This window comes from Nocardiopsis sp. CNR-923 (assembly GCF_001942255.1).
Classification (GTDB): Bacteria; Actinomycetota; Actinomycetes; order Streptosporangiales; family Streptosporangiaceae; genus Nocardiopsis.
In genome coordinates this window covers 108,471-124,816 of sequence record NZ_MKKC01000065.1, presented here as the reverse complement: position 1 = coordinate 124,816, position 16,346 = coordinate 108,471, and the positions used below count along the sequence as shown (strand labels likewise).

General features: G+C 72.5%; 12 protein-coding genes and 5 pseudogenes. 1 reads left to right on the top strand and 16 read right to left on the bottom strand.

Features of this window, described 5'->3' with window-relative positions:
- Positions 1-62 precede the first annotated feature (62 nt).
- From BJF83_RS06720 to hisI, 13 genes and pseudogenes are all read right to left on the bottom strand, one after another.
- Positions 63-1,238 (bottom strand): hypothetical protein, encoded by a 1,176-nt coding sequence (locus BJF83_RS06720; RefSeq protein WP_075925608.1) that lies wholly within the window; start codon positions 1,236-1,238, stop codon positions 63-65.
- A gap of 98 nt (positions 1,239-1,336) precedes the next feature.
- On the bottom strand, positions 1,337-2,449 hold the full coding sequence (gene lgt, locus BJF83_RS06715) for a prolipoprotein diacylglyceryl transferase (RefSeq protein WP_075925660.1): 1,113 nt from the start codon (positions 2,447-2,449) through the stop codon (positions 1,337-1,339).
- Between the two features lie 54 nt (positions 2,450-2,503).
- The gene (locus tag BJF83_RS06710; protein WP_075925607.1) at positions 2,504-3,484 is read right to left on the bottom strand and encodes a thioredoxin domain-containing protein; all 981 of its coding nucleotides are present in this window, start codon (positions 3,482-3,484) and stop codon (positions 2,504-2,506) included.
- Positions 3,485-3,540: 56 nt separating this feature from the next.
- A complete protein-coding gene (locus BJF83_RS06705; RefSeq protein ID WP_075925606.1) occupies positions 3,541-4,056 on the bottom strand; it encodes a MauE/DoxX family redox-associated membrane protein in 516 nt (171 codons plus the stop codon).
- A 347-nt stretch (positions 4,057-4,403) separates the two neighbouring features.
- Entirely contained in the window at positions 4,404-5,219 is an 816-nt protein-coding gene (trpA, locus tag BJF83_RS06700; RefSeq protein ID WP_075925605.1) for a tryptophan synthase subunit alpha, read from the bottom strand.
- Positions 5,216-6,432, bottom strand: a pseudogene (gene trpB, locus BJF83_RS06695) (tryptophan synthase subunit beta). The gene trpA and the pseudogene trpB overlap by 4 nt, the downstream one beginning before the upstream one ends.
- Before the next feature lie 228 nt (positions 6,433-6,660).
- Positions 6,661-7,467 carry an indole-3-glycerol phosphate synthase TrpC gene (gene trpC / locus BJF83_RS06690; protein WP_075925604.1) on the bottom strand — a complete coding sequence of 269 codons (807 nt, stop codon included), beginning with the start codon at positions 7,465-7,467 and terminating at the stop codon, positions 6,661-6,663.
- A 239-nt stretch (positions 7,468-7,706) separates the two neighbouring features.
- Complete coding sequence (locus BJF83_RS06685; RefSeq protein WP_075925603.1) at positions 7,707-8,051, bottom strand: CD225/dispanin family protein; 345 nt, start codon at positions 8,049-8,051, stop codon at positions 7,707-7,709.
- 81 nt (positions 8,052-8,132) lie between these two features.
- On the bottom strand, positions 8,133-8,651 hold the full coding sequence (locus BJF83_RS06680; protein ID WP_075925602.1) for a DUF2752 domain-containing protein: 519 nt from the start codon (positions 8,649-8,651) through the stop codon (positions 8,133-8,135).
- A 108-nt stretch (positions 8,652-8,759) separates the two neighbouring features.
- Positions 8,760-9,050 (bottom strand): CD225/dispanin family protein, encoded by a 291-nt coding sequence (locus BJF83_RS06675; protein WP_143831813.1) that lies wholly within the window; start codon positions 9,048-9,050, stop codon positions 8,760-8,762.
- A gap of 304 nt (positions 9,051-9,354) precedes the next feature.
- Entirely contained in the window at positions 9,355-9,669 is a 315-nt protein-coding gene (locus BJF83_RS06670; protein ID WP_075925601.1) for an HGxxPAAW family protein, read from the bottom strand.
- Positions 9,669-10,372, bottom strand: a pseudogene (locus tag BJF83_RS06665) (Trp biosynthesis-associated membrane protein). Before BJF83_RS06665 ends, BJF83_RS06670 begins: the two are co-directional and overlap by 1 nt.
- On the bottom strand, positions 10,369-10,713 hold the full coding sequence (gene hisI / locus BJF83_RS06660; RefSeq protein WP_075925600.1) for a phosphoribosyl-AMP cyclohydrolase: 345 nt from the start codon (positions 10,711-10,713) through the stop codon (positions 10,369-10,371). Before hisI ends, BJF83_RS06665 begins: the two are co-directional and overlap by 4 nt.
- Positions 10,714-10,852: 139 nt before the next feature.
- Here hisI and BJF83_RS06655 point away from each other — a divergent pair.
- Positions 10,853-11,841, top strand: a pseudogene (locus BJF83_RS06655) (SIS domain-containing protein); the annotation flags it as partial.
- Positions 11,842-11,880: 39 nt separating this feature from the next.
- Here the strand turns inward: BJF83_RS06655 and BJF83_RS06650 are convergent.
- The 3 genes and pseudogenes from BJF83_RS06650 to BJF83_RS06640 form a co-directional block, all read right to left on the bottom strand.
- A pseudogene (locus BJF83_RS06650) lies at positions 11,881-13,733 on the bottom strand (ABC transporter ATP-binding protein).
- Positions 13,730-15,700 (bottom strand): annotated as a pseudogene (locus BJF83_RS06645) (ABC transporter ATP-binding protein). Before BJF83_RS06645 ends, BJF83_RS06650 begins: the two co-directional pseudogenes overlap by 4 nt.
- A 258-nt stretch (positions 15,701-15,958) precedes the next feature.
- Positions 15,959-16,345 carry a peptidoglycan-binding protein gene (locus tag BJF83_RS06640; protein WP_083678442.1) on the bottom strand — a complete coding sequence of 129 codons (387 nt, stop codon included), beginning with the start codon at positions 16,343-16,345 and terminating at the stop codon, positions 15,959-15,961.
- Position 16,346: the final 1 nt, after the last annotated feature.

Below are 16,346 nucleotides of genomic sequence, written 5' to 3'. Positions count from 1 at the left end.
GCCCCCGCGCGGGTCGATCCGTCCGCGATCCTATCGGGGCGCCCGACGACCCCAGACAGCGTTCACTCCTCCGCCTGGGTCCTGGCGACGACCTCCTCGTAGGGAAGCAGCACGGTGCCCATCGCGGCGACGCTCACCGACGCCATGTCGGTGTCGTCCCCGGGCGGGGAGCCGTCGGTGCGCGCGACCCAGGACACGGCCAGGTAGTGGCCCATGACCTGTGTGGAGGCCTGGCTGTAGCCCTCGTTCAGCCCGGGCACCTCACCGGTGTCGGCCAGCAGGAACCCAGCGCCGGTCTGGGTGTCGTTCGGGTCCAGGGCTCGGGCCACCCGGGTGGCGCCCTCGGCGTCGGCCAGGTCGAACAGGACCACCTGGGCGACGTACTCCTCGTCGGGGTCGGTGTAGACGCCGGTGGCGGCCCCGGAGCAGTTGGCGTCGATCAGGCTCTGTCCCAGGTCCTCGCCCCACACGAGCGAGGTGCACGAGTCGGTGACCCGGCCCTCGCTGAGGGTCAGCTCCATACCGTTGACCTCGGGATCCTCGGCGTCGCCGAAGACGAGGTCCTCGGTCATCGGTTCGGCGCCCTCGGGGCGCTCGTCAATGGGGCCGAAGGTGTCCTTGAGGTTGGCTCCCAACAGGAACTGCTCGGGTGTGAGCGTCCCGTGTCCCTCGGGCGGGGCGACGATGCTGTTCTCGCCCTGGGCGAGCGCGCCGCCGCCAGGGCTGAACAGTTGGTAGAGCAACAGCCCGAGCAGGGCGACGAGCGCGACGCCGAAGGCCCCCATCAAGCCGCCCAGCACTGCGGTGCCGCGCTTGCGCTTGCTCTGCTCGGCGAGCGTGTACACGATCTGGTTGGGTCGCTCGCCCAGGACCGAGACACGCTTGATCGCGGCGGCGGAGAAGGCGGAGACGCGGTCGACGCCTCCGCGCCGGTTGGGGTCGCCGCGGTCGTCCCCGTCCCTCTTGCGGCGGGAACCGCGGGAGCGCCGTCCCCCGGTGTCGTCGCCAGCGGGCGCGGTGTCGTCGTGCTCGTCGTGCTCGTCGTGCTCCGCCTCGGCTTCGGCACGGGTGTGCGTGTGGCCGTACTCGGCGGAGAAGTCCTCGTCCGGGTCGTAGTCGTCCTCCCGGACGACGTCCTGACCCCGGTCCTCGGCATGCTCCTCGACGTTGGTGTCCTCTTCGCGGCGCCGACCGCCGCGGCGACTTCTCCGGCGGTGACCGGACTCAGCTCTGCTCACGGTCCTTCTCAATCGTCAACCCGTGGTCTGATCGGTGGGAACGGGGCGCACCGCGCGGTGTGGCCGGACGCGTCCGGCCAACCGTCAGGCCGGTGACCCTACTGGGGCTTGGCCCCGGAGTCCGTTCCCGTGTCGCCGGCGTCGTCCTCCGCGGAGCCCTCGCTACTAGATCGCTCAGGGCTGGGGTGGTATTCCGTGCCCGCCTCGGTGGAGTCCGAGGTCGCGGAGCCAGGACCCGGCTCCTCGGGCTCCACGGCGCTGTAGACGGTGCTCTCCTCGACGGTCTCGTCCTTGGCCGTGGCGCCGATCACCTGGGTGCCGGCGTCGTGGCCGTGCGGGACGACGGCGCTGGAGAAGGAGTCGATGCGGCGGCCCGCCCAGACGAAGTAGGCCAGGGCGCCGACGAAGACCACGATGGAGGTCCAGTTGTTCAGGCGCATGCCGAGGAAGTCGTTGGCGGGGTCGATGCGCAGGTACTCGATCCAGAAGCGGCCCGCGCAGTAGCCCATGACGTAGAGCGCGAACAGGCGCCCGCCCTGGAGCTTGTCCTCGTAGCGGCGGCCGAGGTAGGCGAGGAGGACGGCCAGGCCCAGGCACCACAGGGACTCGTAGAGGAAGGTGGGGTGGTAGGCGGTCTCCCCGGGGAGCATGCCCTGGCGGAGCCCGCCCTCGGGGTAGGGGTAGATCTCCAGCGCCCACGGCAGGTCGGTGGGGCGGCCGAAGAGCTCCTGGTTGAAGTAGTTGCCCCACCGGCCGATCGCCTGGGCGAGGGGCAGCGTGGGGGCGATGGCGAACGACAGCTTGGACATCGACAGCCCGCGCTTGCGGGCCACCAGGTACACGCCGAGCGCGCCCATGGGGATCGCGCCCCAGATGCCGAGGCCGCCCTCCCACACGTACAGGGCGCGGACGGGTTCGCGTCCGGGCGCGAAGTACAGCTGGGCGTCGCTGATGACGTGGTAGAGGCGACCGCCGATCAGGCCGAGGACGACGGCCCACACGGCCATGTCGAGGATGGTGCCCTTCTCACCCCCCATCGCCGCCCACCGGTGCTCGCTCCAGAACACCGCGACTATCACACCCGCGAGGATGCACAGGGCGTAGAAGTGGATCTCCAGCGGACCGATGGGGATCGAGTTCACCTGAGGACTGGGGATGGCCGCGAGGGCGCGGCCGAGCCCGGCCGCGCCCTCGGAAGCTGTCGACGACAAAGTCACTTCTCTGCTCTCGGGTTCGCCCCGCACGCGGGGGGATGTCTTGGGTGGCTACTCCGCGCCGCCCGCGTCGGCCAACGGCTCGGTCTGGACCTCGCCGGCGCTCGCGTCCTCGATCGCTCCGTTGAGGCCGCGGACCGTCATGGCGGTGCTGTTGTCGAGCAGCTCACCGTTGATGTACACGGAGGGTGTGGCGCGGAACGCGTTGTCTCCGCTGTAGCGAGTGTAGGCCGTCCCGGTGGCGTCGATGATCTCGCCCGTGTAGGTCCCGTCCAGGAAGGACGGGTCGTGTCCGTGCTCGGCGCCCCAGGCCAGCAGATCGCTCAGGACCATGGTGCTGAGGTTCTCCTGGCCGATCTGTTCGACGGCGTCCTCGGTCAGGGCGGGCAGGTAGTCCTCGGTGAACTGGGTGACGACGGCGGCCTCGGAGTCGACGCGTTCGCCGAAGGCAGCGGCGGCTTCCTCGGAGGCCCCGGTCTCGCCGAACCACTCCTTGAGTTCGTCGGTGGTGAACCCGGCCGCGCCCTCGGTGGGCTGGTTCGCGAAGAGGAGGTCGTTGAACTCGACGAAGACACCGTGGTCGGCGGCGGCGCGGGCGGCCGCTCCGGCGCGCAGTGAGTTGCTGCTGATCGGCACGGGCTGCTGGGCGAAGATGCTGACCGGGCGGAAGTGGACGATGGCCTCGCCCGAGGCCGCGGTCTCCTTGAGCACGTCGCCGTTGAGCAGTTCGAACTGGCGGCAGGCGGGGCACTGGTAGTCGGCGTAGACCTCGACGACGGGAGCCTGGACCCCCGACTGGGCCATGACGACGCTGCCGTCATCCTGGACGACCTGCGGGGCGAGGGCGCCGTCGAACTCCGAGCCGCTGCGGTCGGAGTTGAGGACGGCGTACCCGATCCCGACGATGAGGACGACCACTCCGGCGGCTGCCCCCACGACGGCGAGGGTCCGCATGCGCGAGGCCTTGCGCTTGTCCTTCTCCCGCTGCTCCTTGAGCCGCTCGCGAGAACGCTGGCGGGCTGCACTCCCCATGTTTGCTTCCTTTTTCTGCTACTGGACGTGGTCGACGGCCTCGGGGGTGTCCGGGGTCACCGGAACAGTCCCAGGGGGCGGTCGAGGGCGAAGGGCGATCGGGGCCAGACCGCGATGAACGCGCCCAGGGCCGCGAAGCCGATGTCACGCGCGATGGACAGGCCGTAGGTGGTCTCCTCCGGGTCGACCTGCCCGCCTCCGCCGAAGCACCCGCAGTCGATGCTCAGCCCGCGGGCCATGGCCGAGACGATGCCCGCGATGAACACGATCATGAGCAGCGTGGTGGCGGCCGCGGCGTAGCGGGTGGCGAGTCCCACCAGGAGCAGGACGGCGAGCGCGAGTTCGAACAGGGGCAGGGTGTACCCGATGAGCCTGGCCAGGTCGGTGGGGAGGAGGTCGTAGGCCTCGACCGCCTGGACCGACAGCGCGGGCGGGTACTTGCTCACGGCGGCGGTGATGAGGACCACGGCGAGCCCCACCCTGCAGGCCAGCGTGAGCCAGGGTTGGACGGTCCGCCAGGTGGGGGTGCGGTCGCGGGCGGGCGGTGCGGAGGTCGTCTCGGCTGTGTCCATCGTGTTGGGCCTTCGGGAGGTGGCGGACCGGTCGGTCGGGTGACGTGTGGTACGTGGTGTGTGTCTCGGAGTCGCACCACTGATCCTACTCGCTGTGGGCGACTCGTTACGCTGGGCTGTGCACAACCCGTTCCACCTGGGCACCCGGCGTCATGTCCCCTGGTCTCCCATCTCACCACCCACCCGGGCGGATCAGGCCTCACGCGGGAGATGAGGGCCGCTCTCTCACCGGATTCTCACCCTTCTCACCCCGTCTCGTGGACCGGGCCCCCACTCGCGGGCCCGCCACGACGACGGTGGGCCGCCCCCGCGAGCGGGGACGGCCCACCGTCGCGGCCGGGGAGGGGTCAGCCGCGCGAGCGCACCCCCGCGGCGAGTTCCTCGGCGAAGGAGCGGACCGCGATGAGCCCGGTCTCCAGGTCGGGCGCGTCCAGGACGCGCTGGCAGAACCCGGCCCCGACGATCACGCCGTCGGCGTAGGCGGCGACCTCGGCGGCCTGGGCGCCGGTGGAGATCCCCAGCCCGACGCAGACCGGCAGCCCGGAGGCGGCGGTCACCTCGCGGGTGCGCCGCACGAGGGTCTCCGCGGTGTCGGCGACCTGGGTGCGGGTGCCGGTGACGCCCATGAGCGAGGCCGCGTACACGAAGCCGGTGCAGGCGTCGGTGGTCAGGGCCAGGCGCCGCTCGGTGGAGGAGGGCGCGACGAGGAAGATCCGGTCGAGCCCGGCGGCGTCGGAGGCCGCGACCCACGCGTCGGCCTCCTCCGGGATGAGGTCGGGGGTGATCACCCCGGCGCCTCCCGCCTTGGCGAGCCGCTCGGCGAACCGGTCGACGCCGTAGCGTTCGATCGGGTTCCAGTAGGACATGACCACGGCGGCGGCGCCGGTCGCGGCGGTGGCCTCCACGACGCGGAACACGTCCTCGGTGGTGGTTCCGGCGGACAGGGCGCGGTCGGCGGCCCGCTGGATGGTGGGGCCGTCCATCATCGGGTCGGAGTAGGGCAGACCGACCTCGATGACGTCGCAGCCGCCCTCGACCATGGCCTCGATGACCCGGATGGAGGAGGCGACGTCGGGGAAGCCCGCGGGGAGGTAGCCGATGAGCGCGGCCCGGTCGGCCTCGCGGGCCGCGGCCAGGGTGGTGCGCAGGGCGGTGGTCGTCATCGCTGTCCCTCCGGGTCCACGAGACCGAAGTAGGTCGCCGCGGTGTCGACGTCCTTGTCGCCGCGCCCGGACAGGTTGACCAGGATGACGGCGTCGGGGCCGAGGCGTTCGCCGAGCTTGCGGGCTCCGGCCAGGGCGTGCGCGCTCTCGATGGCGGGGATGATGCCCTCGGTGCGGCACAGCAGCCGGAAGGCCTCCATGGCCTCGGCGTCGGTGATGGGTTCGTAGGCGGCTCGCCCGGTGTCGGCGAGGTGGGCGTGCTCGGGACCCACGGCCGGGTAGTCCAGCCCTGCGGAGATGGAGTGGCTGGGCAGGGTCTGCCCGAACTCGTCCTGGAGCACGTAGGTGCGGGCGCGTGGAAGACGCCGGGGCTGCCCGCGGTGATGGAGGCGGCGGTCCGGGTGGTCTGCGCGCCGTCGCCCCCGGCCTCGAACCCGTACAGCGCTACGGACTCGTCGGGGATGAAGGCCGCGAAGATCGCGATGGCGTTGGAGCCGCCTCCCACGCACGCGGCGACCGCGTCGGGCAGCTTCCCGGTGAGCTCCAGGACCTGGGCGCGGGCCTCCTTGCCGACGACGAAGTGCAGGTCGCGCACGAGCTTGGGGAAGGGGTGCGGGCCCGCGACGGTGCCGAACAGGTAGTGGGTGCGGTCGACGTTGGCCACCCAGTCGCGGAACGCCTCGTTGATGGCGTCCTTGAGCGTGCGGCTGCCGATGGTGACGGGGACGACCTCTGCGCCGAGCATGCGCATGCGGGCGACGTTGAGCGCCTGGCGACGGGTGTCCTCCTCGCCCATGTAGATGACGCAGTCGAGGCCGAGCAGGGCGCAGGCGGTGGCGGTGGCCACGCCGTGCTGTCCGGCGCCGGTCTCGGCGATGACCCGGGTCTTGCCCATGCGCTTGGTGAGCAGGGCCTGGCCGAGCACGTTGTTGATCTTGTGCGAGCCGGTGTGGTTGAGATCCTCGCGCTTGAGGAGGATCCGCGCCCCGCCGCAGTGCTGCGAGAAGTTGCGGGCGTCGGTGACCGGGCTGGGACGGCCGGTGTAGCTGCGCAGGAGCTCGTCGAGCTCGGCGAGGTAGGCGGGGTCCCGTCGGGCCTTGTCCCACTCGGACTCGACCTCGTCGAGTGCGGCGATGAGCGCCTCGGGGGCGAACCTGCCGCCGTAGCGGCCGTAGTGCCCGCGCGCGTCGGGCACGGGTTGGTCGTGGCTCATGGATGGGTCTCCTGGTAGGGGGCCGACCGCTGTGCGCGCCCCGGGCACGGCCTCGGGGCCCGCGCGCCGACCGGCCGCGCCCCGCGGTGGGCGGCGCGCTTCGGGCTGTTGGGGCAACGCGGTTTCGGGAACCCGGGGCTCAGGCGCGCGGGTTCCCTAGAGCCATCGCCATCGCCATCGGCGACCGAGGCGGAGCGGCTTGGCCATCGTCGTCACCATCGCGGTGCGCTAGTTCCGGTCGCGCAGGGCGGGGTGGGCGCCGGCGGTCACCAGGTCGGCGACGGCCTCGCGCGGGTTCCCGCCGCGCACGAGGCTCTCTCCGACGAGGACGGCTCCGGCTCCGGAACCGGCGTAGGCCAGCAGGTCGTGCGGGCCGCGTACCCCGGACTCGGCGATCTTGACGCGGTCGGCGGGGATGAGGGGGGCGAGCCGGGCGAAGGTGTCCCGGTCGACCTCCAGGGTCCTCAGGTTGCGTGCGTTGACGCCGATGACGGTCGCCCCGGCGTCGAGGGCCCGCGCGACCTCATCCTCGTCGTGCACCTCGACCAGGGGTGTCAGGCCCAGCGATCGGGCCCGCTCCACCAGGGAGACCAGGGCCTCCTGGGGCAGGGCGGCGACGATGAGCAGGACGGCGGAGGCGCCGTGGACGAGGGCCTCCCACAGCTGGTAGGAGCTGACGACGAAGTCCTTGCGCAGCAGCGGGGTGTCGACGGCCTTGTGCACGGCGTCCAGGTCGGCGAGGCTGCCCTGGAAGCGGCGTTCCTCGGTGAGGACGCTGATCCAGGTGGCGCCGCCGGCCTCGTAGTCGCGGGCCAGGGCGGCCGGGTCGGCGATGGCCGCGAGCGGCCCCTTGGAGGGGCTGGCGCGTTTGACCTCGGCGATCACGTGCACGCCGGGACGGCGCAGTGCGGCCTCGGCGTCCTGCGGAGTGGGCGCTGACTCGGCTCGGGCCTTGAGGGCTTCCAGTGGCAGGGCCTCCTGCCGCCGTGCCAGGTCAGCGCGTACTCCGTCGAGGATCTCGTCGAGCACGCTCACCAGTTACCGCTCCCTCGTGGTGTGGCCGGTCTCGGTGGTCGGACCCGAGTTCACGGGCTCGGCTGCGTGGAGGGACCGGTCGACCGCGCACGCACCGTGTTGCTGGTCATCGTATCCACCCTCGGCGCGTACGGGGTCGTCGGCCCCGGGTGAGGCGGGTCGGAGTTCCGTGGCCCCGCGCGGACGGCGCCCCTCCCCCGGTGTGGGCGGGGCGCCGTCGAGGGCGTGGGTGTCGGCGGCTAGGACGTGGTCGGCGCCGTGGCGGCCACGCCGATGATGAACACGATGAAGAGGATGTACAGCACCAGGCCGACGAGACCGACGATGAACGCGATGAGGCTGATGATCCCCATGATCCTGGCGACCTTGGCGGATTCCTCCGCGCCCGTGTAGTCGCCCATGGTCCACTTGCTGTTGACCTGGAGAGCGAAGATGAGGCCGATGATCCCCACCGGCGTCAGGCAGCTGAGGATGCCCAGGATGTTGTGCACGAGGTAGTTCTTGGGCGGCTCTGGGGCGGGGGGCGGCGTCGCGCCGTACCCGCCGGTGCCGTAACCGTCGTGCGGAGGGGGACCGTAGCTCATGCGGTGTTCCTTCGGATCGTAGGTGCTTCTTGGACGCGGGGGACCTGGCGCGGGTTCCCGGTCGGGGCGTGGTCGCGCGGGTCACCAGCCTGGGAGGAGCGGAACCCCCGGGGCCAGGAAGTCGAACCAGGGCAGGTTGCGCAGCACCCAGAACGCGAGGATCGAGACGATGAGGGTCCAGTGGAACCACAGGGGAGCGGCTCTGCGGGGGCTCGTGCGGCGTCGGAGGCTGTCGCCGAACCACCGCACGTAGCTGTAGGCCAGGAACGGCGCGAAGCCGAACACGAGCAGGGGGTTCATGCTGGCGGCCCCGAGCACGTCCCCGTGGGTCACGAGCGCGACGGCGCGCATCGTGCCGCAGCCCGGGCACTGCGTCCCCGTCAGCAGCAGCCAGGGGCAGGTGGGGTAGTTCCCGGGCTCGTTGGGGTCCACGAAGTGCAGGAGCGTGGCCCCGACCAGCCCCAGCGCACCGAACCCGACTGGCCAGACGACCGGGTGCAGTGACTGGACACGGCGGCGTATCCGGTCGGCGAGGGAGTGGGGGGCGGCGTTGGGGAGTCGGGGGCTCGCGGGCCGGTCGGTCTGTGGTCGCACGGGCACCAGCCTACGTGTTCGGGTGGGAGCGGCGATTCGGTACCGGTCGGAGGAAGGCGTCTGCCCCCGTACACCGAGGTGGCCGGGGGCAGGAGCGCGCGGATGCGCCCTGGCTCAGTTGCCGCTCGTGGCGGTGGCCCCGACCAGCATCACCCCGAAGATGATGTACAGGACCCAGAAGACGGCCGCGAGGATGAATGCGACCAGCCCGATGATCCCCAGGATCTTGGCGACCTTGGCGGAGGACTCGGCGCCCGCGTAGTCACCGGAATCCCACTTGCTGTTGACCTGGATCGCGAAGATCAGACCGATGATGCCGATGACGCCGCAGCCGAAGATGCCGAGGATGTTGTGCACCAGGTAGTTCTTCGGGCGCTCACCGGTGGAGCCGCCGCCGGGCGGCATCGCGCCGTAGCCGCCGGGGGGGCGGGGGACCGTAACTCATGATCGAAACGTCTTTCCTGAAGCGGGCTGAAGGGAAGTTGCGGCGCGCCAGCACGGAGGGTCCGATGCGGGGGCAGGGTTGATGGACCGGCGGATACGCACGCCGCACGCGCAAATCATGCCAGATCGGTCAGACACCAACCAGTGGAACCCGGCACGGTGGGCCGGTCCGGTGCGGAGAATGTGCCCGCCCCACCGGATCCGCGTCCATTTTTCGTTACGCACACGTTGTGAGCTGTACGAACCGCCCGTGGTGGGGGACGACTCAGGCCTTGCCCGCGGTGGCCGCGACCTCACGGTTGGCGGTCGGGTTCCCCGTCTCGGCCTCGCGCGCGGCCTCCCACTGCTCGCGCGTGGGCGGAACCGGTCGCGGCTCCCTGCGGCCCAGCCCCGCCTTCTTCATCACACCGGCGATGATGGCGAACACCACGCTCAGGCCGAGGGCGATCCCGGTCCACACGACCAGCCCGCCCCCGAAGACGATGGCGAATCCGGCGACGGACCAGGCGACGATCCAGGAGAGGGTGAGGAACCAGGCGGAGACGGTGTTGCCGTGGTCGTCGTGGTGTTCGTCAGCCATCAGTGGCTCTCCTTCGGTTCGGCTGGCCGTGCTGCCAGCGGTGCGGGTGCGGCGCCGTCCGCGGTGTCGGCGGCGTCGGTGACGACGGCGCCCTCCTGGCCGTCCAGGGTGGGGTCGTCACCGGAGTCCAACGATCTCCACAGGTCGGCGGGTGTGTCCGCCCGGGTCGAACGCGGTGTGGCGTCCCGATCGTACCGGGTCCCCATACCCGGCCATGCGGGGGAGCGTAGGGCCGCGAACGTTCCCACGAGCGCGACGAGCAGCGCCCCCCCGGCCGCCATGAGCGGCCCCAGGACCAGCAGCCGCGGGTCGGCCGAGGCCTGCGCCGCGCCGGCGGTCTCGGCGGCGCGGTCGGCGAGCGCGGCCGTCAGCGCCCCGGGCCGGGTGGCGGTCCACACGGCGACGAGCGCGCCGGCACCGCCCAGGGCGACGAGCGCTCCGACGACGCGGCGCGCCCACCCGCGGCTGGCGTACAGACCCGCGACCGCGGCCAGCGCCGCCCAACCGATCCCCGAGAGGGCGCCGGTCAGGTCGCTCCGGTGAGTTCGACGGGCGCGGGCGCGACGGGGCCGGGCACGGTGAACTCACCAGAGGCCCAGAGCCGCCCGCCGGCGGCGAGCAGCAGCCCCCCGCCGGCGGCCAGGGCCAGGGTGGCGACGGCGTACTCGCGGCGCGCTCGGGTGCGGGATTCGGCACCACTCACAGGAGCCGTCCGGTGTCGAAGCACGTGCGGTCGCCGGTGTGGCAGGCGGCCCCGGACTGGTCGACGCGGACCAGAAGGGTGTCGCCGTCGCAGTCGAGTGCGACCGACACCACACGTTGGGTGTTCCCGGAGGTGGCGCCCTTGACCCAGTACTCGCCGCGACTGCGCGACCAGTACGTGGCGGCGCCGGTGGTCAGGGTGCGGTGGAGTGCCTCGTCGTCCATCCAGGCGAGCATGAGGACCTCCCCGGTGTCGTGCTGCTGCACGACGGCGGGCACGAGCCCGTCCGGGGTCCGCTTCAGGCGCGCTGCGATGTCCGGGTCGAGACTGGAGACGCTCATGTTCCCCAGGTTATGGCCGCCTCGCCGCCGTCGCGCACCGGCCCGGCCTTTCGCGTCGGCGTCGGCGCGGCGGCGCGAGGCGTAGAGTTCGTGCGTCCGTCACCGTCCCGTTCCGACGGTCCCGCACGATGGGAGTCCCGTGACCGCCGAGTCCCTGTCCGCCGACCTGGCGGACAAGCCCGCCGTACTGACCGCGCTGGCCGAACGCTTCCCCCGCTGGGACCCGTACGCGGCGCTGCCCGCGCTGCTGGAGGACGAGCCCGCGGCGGTGCGGCTGCTCGGCCTGGGCGCGGCCCGGCACGTGTGCGAGACGGCGGCGGCGCGGCTGCGCAGGGCGGGCGTCGCGGCGAGCGCGGAGCACGCCTCGTCCGCGGAGGAGCCCCCGGCCGGGCCGGAGACGCTGGTGGTGGGGGTGAGTCTGGGCGGCGGCCAACGTGAACTGTGCACGGCCTTGGACCGCTACGTCGCGCGGTCGCCGGTGATCGTTCTCACGCCCGATCCAGACGCGGTGGTGACGAAACTGGCGGACCTGGTGGTGCCGTTGCACGCGGGCACGGAGTCCGCCGGGCTGGGGTGCCGGGCCTTCCAGCACGCGGTGGCGCTGACCCTGTTGCTGGGACACCGCCTGGGCGCGCCCGTGTCGGGGAGCAGCCGGAACTTCCCCGGGCTGCTGCACAGGGCGGCCAACGCGACCCGCGCGTTGCTGGCCGAGGCGCCCCGGTGGGTTCCGGCGGCGGCGCGGGCGTGGACTCCCCGGACGGTGTGCACCTGGTGGCTCCGGCGGAGCGGCTGTCGTCGGCGGGGCAGGGGGTTCGGGTGCTGCGCGGCGGCCCGGTGCGGGCGGCGCACGCGGTCGAGACCGGAGAGTGGTCGCACACCGACCGGTTCCTGGCGGCGGTGACCGACTACCGCGCGCTGTTGTTCGCCGGTTCGGCCTACGACGAGCGGTTCGCCGAGCACCTGGGGCAGCTCCGGGGCCGGTTCGTGGCCGTGGGCCCCACCCCCGGGCGGCAGAGCGTTCCGGGGGCGGAGCTGACCGTGCGGTACCCGGGTGACACGGACCCGGACGTCAACCTGCTGGTGGAGCCGCTGGTGGCGGAGTTGGTGGCGGCGCACTGGTGGCACGGGTCCGGGCGTGACCCGGCTCCCCCGCGGGAGCGGCCCGGGTCAGGCCGAGGAGCGCACCCAGGAGGCGTACAGGTCGGCGTAGACGCCGGGTCGGCCGACGAGTTCCTCGTGGGTCCCGCTCTGGACGATGCGCCCCTGGTCGAAGACGAGGACGCGGTCGGCGGCCTCGGCGGTGGACAGGCGATGGGCGATGGCCACGGAGGTCCGCCCGCGCGTGAGCCGGTCCAGGGCGCGCTGGATGCGCACCTCGGTGTGCGGGTCGACGGCGGAGGTGGCCTCGTCCAGGACGAGCAGGTCGGGGTCGGCGACGTAGGCGCGCACCAGGGCGACGAGTTGCCGTTCGCCCGCCGACAGGGACTCGCCGCGCTGCCCGACCGGGGTGTCCAGGCCGTGGGCGAGGCTGGCGAGCCAGTCGGTGAGGCCGAGTTCGGCGATGGCCGCCTCCAGTTCGGCGTCGGTGCTCTCGGGGCGGGCGAAGCGGATGTTGTCGCCCAGGGAGCTGTCGAACAGGAAGCCTTCCTGGGGCACCATGACGACGCGGCTGCGCAGCGAGGAGAACGCCACCTGTCGCAGGTCGGCGTCGTCGAGGAGGACCCGGCCGTCCACCGGGTCCATCAGGCGGGTGAGGAGCTTGACGAAGGTGGTCTTGCCCGAGCCGGTCTCTCCGACGACGGCCAGGCGGGTGCCGGGGTCGATGCGCACGTCGACGGCGTCGAGGACGACCGGGCCGTCGGGGTAGGCGTAGGTGACGTCGTCGAAGTGGACGCTGACGGGGCCGCGCGGCAGCACGTGCCCGGCCTCGCCGGGGTCGGCGATGTCGGGGACGGTGTCGAGGACGCCCAGGACGCGGCGCCACCCGGCGATGGCGTTCTGCGCCTCGTTGAAGATCTCGGTGGCCATCATCATCGGCATGACGAACAGGGTCATGAGGAAGAGGAAGGCGACGAGCTCGCCGGCGGTGAGCTGGCCGTCGATGCCGAGCCAGACGCCCACCAGGACGACGGCGACGTTGCCGACGGCCGCGACGATCTCGGCGAAGGGCGACACGGCCATGGACAGCCGCTGGGCCCGGACCTGGGCGCGGCGGGTGTCCAGGACGGTGGTGTCGATCCGCCGCGCGGTGCGCTCCTCGGTGCCGTGCGCGCGGATGACGGCGGCGCCCATGACGGTCTCGCCGATGACGCCGAGCATGTCGCCGGTGCGTTCGCGGACCCTGAGGTAGGCGCGGGAGAGCAGCTTCTGGAGCCAACGGGCGCCGAAGAGCAGCGGCAGGAAGCAGATCCACACCACGAGGGTGAGCTGCCAGGAGTAGACCGCCATGAGGGTGGTGGCCACGAGCAGCTGCCCGGTGCTGACGATGAGCAGCAGTCCGCCCCACTGCATGAAGGTGCTGATCTGGTCGACGTCACCGGTGACGCGGGAGACCAGGGCGCCCTTGCGTTCACTGTTCTGGGTGAGCACGGACAGGTCGTGCACGTGACGGAAGGCCTTGCGGCGCAGGGTGGCCAGCCCGGACTCGGTGGCCCGGTACAGGCGCAGGTTCATCAGGTAGGAGCAGACCATGGTGAGCACGAGCAGGGCGGCGCACGCGCGACCATGCGGGTGACGAAGCCGAGGTCGGGGCCGTCCGGGCCGGAGAGTCCGTTGTCGATGATCTGCTGCACCGCGACCGGGACGATGACCTTGCCCACGGTGGCCACGACGGCGAACACGAGGGTCAGCCACAGGCCGCGGGCGAACTCCGGGGACAGCTGGAGTCCGCGGCGCAGGGTCTGGACGGCCGAGTCCTGGGAGCGGCTGAGCGCGGGGGCGGCGACCTGCTCGGCCCGCGCGCGGTCGCCGGCCTCCGGGCCCGGCCGCTGCCCGGTGCGGGGCTGGGCGGGTGCGCTCATCGGCTGGTCTCCTCGGTGACGACGGGCTGGCGGTGGGCGGCGGGTGGAGCGGGTTGCTCGGGTGTGGGCGGCGCGCCCCCGGCGCCGTTCTCCGCCGAGGCGCGTTCGTAGGCGGTGACGAGCCTGGTGTACCCGGGCGAGGCGGCCAGGAGCTCGTCGTGCGTGCCCCGGGCCAGGACGCGGCCGCCCTCCAGGTAGACGACCTCGTCGGCGAGTTCGATGGTGGCGCGGCGGTAGGCGACCACGACGACGGTGGCGGCGTCGTCGCGTTCGCGCAGTCCGGCGAGGATCTGCGCCTCGATCTGCGGGTCGACGGCCGAGGTGGCGTCGTCGAGGATGAGCAGGCGGGGCCCGCGGACGACGGCACGGGCCAGGGCGAGGCGCTGGCGTTGACCGCCGGAGAGGGTGGTGCCCTTCTCGCCGAGTCGGGCGCGAGGCCCGCGTCGAGTTCGCGGACGAACCCGTCGGCGCGGGCCAGACGCAGGGCGGCCCAGACCTGGTCGTCGTCGATGCCGGCGGCGCCGAGGGTGATGTTGTCGCGGACGCTGTCCTCGAAGACGAAGGTGCTCTGCGGGACGAGGGCGGCGTGCAGGGGGATCTGGTCTCGGGCCAGTTCGCGCGCGTCGACGCCGTCGAGGGCCACGGTGCCGGAGTCGGGGTCGACCAGGCGCATGAGCACGGTGGTCAGCGTGGACTTGCCCGACCCGGTGGGTCCGACGAGGGCGACGGTGCGGCCGGGGGCGATGTCGAGGTCGACGCCGTTCAGGACGGTGGTGCGGGCCCGGTCGTCGGTGGCGTCCATGAGGTCGCGGACGCGGCCGTCGGCGTCGTAGCCGTCGGCGTAGGAGAAGGTCACGTCGCGCGCGGTGAGGGCGACGCCGGTCGGCGCGGCCTCCAGGGTGCGCCCGCCGTGGCGCATGCCGCCCTCGGCGTGCAGGACGGACTGGACGCGGTCCCAGCCCACGACGCTGCGGGGCAGGTCGCCCAGGATCCACCCGAAGGAGCGGATCGGCAGCGCCATGAGGGTGAACAGGTAGCGATCTGGACGAGCTCGCCGGGGTCGATGGCGCCGGTGGACATCCGCCACATGCCCAGGAGGAGTACGGCCAGGACGCCGAGGTTGGGCAGGGCCTCCGTGAAGGGGTCGAACAGGGAGCGCATCCGGCCGACCTGGATGAGGGCGTCGCGCAGGCGGTGGGCGGCCTCGGTGAAGCGTTCGGTCTCGGTGTCCTCGCGGCCGAGGGTCTTGACGACGAGCGCGCCGTCGAAGGACTCGTGGGCGACGCCGCTGACCTCGGCGCGCAGCGCCTGGGCGCGGGAGGCCATGGGCGAGACCCGGCGTTGGAAGGCGACGTTGGCGGCGGTGAGCACCGGGAAGACGACGAAGGCCACCAGGGCGAGGACGGGGTCGGTGACGACCATGGCGAGGGCGGCCGTGCCGAGCATGAACACGGAGCCGACGGCCATGGGCAGGGGTGCGAGCGGCTGCCAGGCGGCCTCGACGTCGGCGTTGGCGTTGGAGAGCAGCTGTCCGGTGGGGTGACGGTGGTGCCAGGCCAGGGGGAGGTCGAGGTACTTGCGGGCGACGGCGCGGCGGAAGCGGGCCTGCATGCGGAACTGCATGAGTCCGGCGAAGAGGCGGCGCAGGGCCAGGCCGACGGCCTTGCCGAGTCCGACGGCGAGCAGCAGCGCCGCCGCGCCGGTGAGGGCGGCCGCGGTGGTGGCCCCGCTCTCGAAGGCGGGCAGGATCGTGTTGTCGGTGAGGTGTCCGAGGACGGAGGCGGAGCCGACGGTGACCGCGGCGTGGAGCATGGCTCCGACGACGGCGACGAGGAACACCCAGGGTTCGGTGCGGATGGCGGCGCCAGGACGCGCAGGCCGCGGGTGAAGACGCGGGTGTGGTCGCCGCCGGGTGGGGCGGAGCCCTCCCGCTCGCGTTGTTCCGCGGTCGTCGTTGCCTGCGCCATACGCTCCCCGTTCACCTGTGCGTGCGGGTCGGCCCGAGTGGGGCCGACCGATGACGCCCCGCGAGACTCCGGTCGTGCCGGAGGCGGGCGGGGCGTTCGTCGGTCAACCTATCCGCGGGTGCCGACAGGTTCCACCGAGTTGTTTCAGCGCCGGGCGTGTCGGGGCTATTCCGCCGGTTTCGCCCGGTTGCGGGGTGTGGTCGGCCACGTGGCGCGGGGGCGCGTTCCGCGTGGCCGCGGGCGGCACCGGGGCAGGCGTCAGCGGTCGTAGTCCTGGTAGGAGATCAGGGCGCGGAAGGTGTCCGGGCCGACGACGCCGTCGACCGCGACGCCCAGGTCGTCCTGGGCGCCGCGCACCGCGGCCTCGGTCCGCGGCCCGTACAGGCCGTCCTCGACGAGGTGGAGCGCGTACTTGGCGTTGAGCAGGCGTTGGATCGCCTCGACGACCAGACCGCTGGAGCCGCGCCGGTACAGCCCGAACGTGTCCGCGCTCAGCGCCTCCCAGGTCGCCGCGTCCAGCCGCGAGGTCTGGGCGATGCCCGCGTACTCCTGATAGGCGCGGACGGCGTGGCCCATCTGGGCGTCGAAGGGGATCGGGCGGTTCAGGTCCATGTGCGGGTCGAACCCGATCTCGATGAGCAGCATC

Coding starts and splice junctions, on each gene's coding strand:
- BJF83_RS06685 (WP_075925603.1), bottom strand. CDS start 8,051: ATGAGCTACGGTCCCCCTCCGCACGACGGTTACGGCACCGGCGGGTAC.
- BJF83_RS06670 (WP_075925601.1), bottom strand. CDS start 9,669: ATGGCTGACGAACACCACGACGACCACGGCAACACCGTCTCCGCCTGG.
- BJF83_RS06675 (WP_143831813.1), bottom strand. CDS start 9,050: ATGCCGCCCGGCGGCGGCTCCACCGGTGAGCGCCCGAAGAACTACCTG.
- BJF83_RS06705 (WP_075925606.1), bottom strand. CDS start 4,056: ATGGACACAGCCGAGACGACCTCCGCACCGCCCGCCCGCGACCGCACC.
- BJF83_RS06640 (WP_083678442.1), bottom strand. CDS start 16,345: ATGCTGCTCATCGAGATCGGGTTCGACCCGCACATGGACCTGAACCGC.
- trpA (WP_075925605.1), bottom strand. CDS start 5,219: ATGACGACCACCGCCCTGCGCACCACCCTGGCCGCGGCCCGCGAGGCC.
- hisI (WP_075925600.1), bottom strand. CDS start 10,713: ATGAGCGTCTCCAGTCTCGACCCGGACATCGCAGCGCGCCTGAAGCGG.
- BJF83_RS06710 (WP_075925607.1), bottom strand. CDS start 3,484: ATGGGGAGTGCAGCCCGCCAGCGTTCTCGCGAGCGGCTCAAGGAGCAG.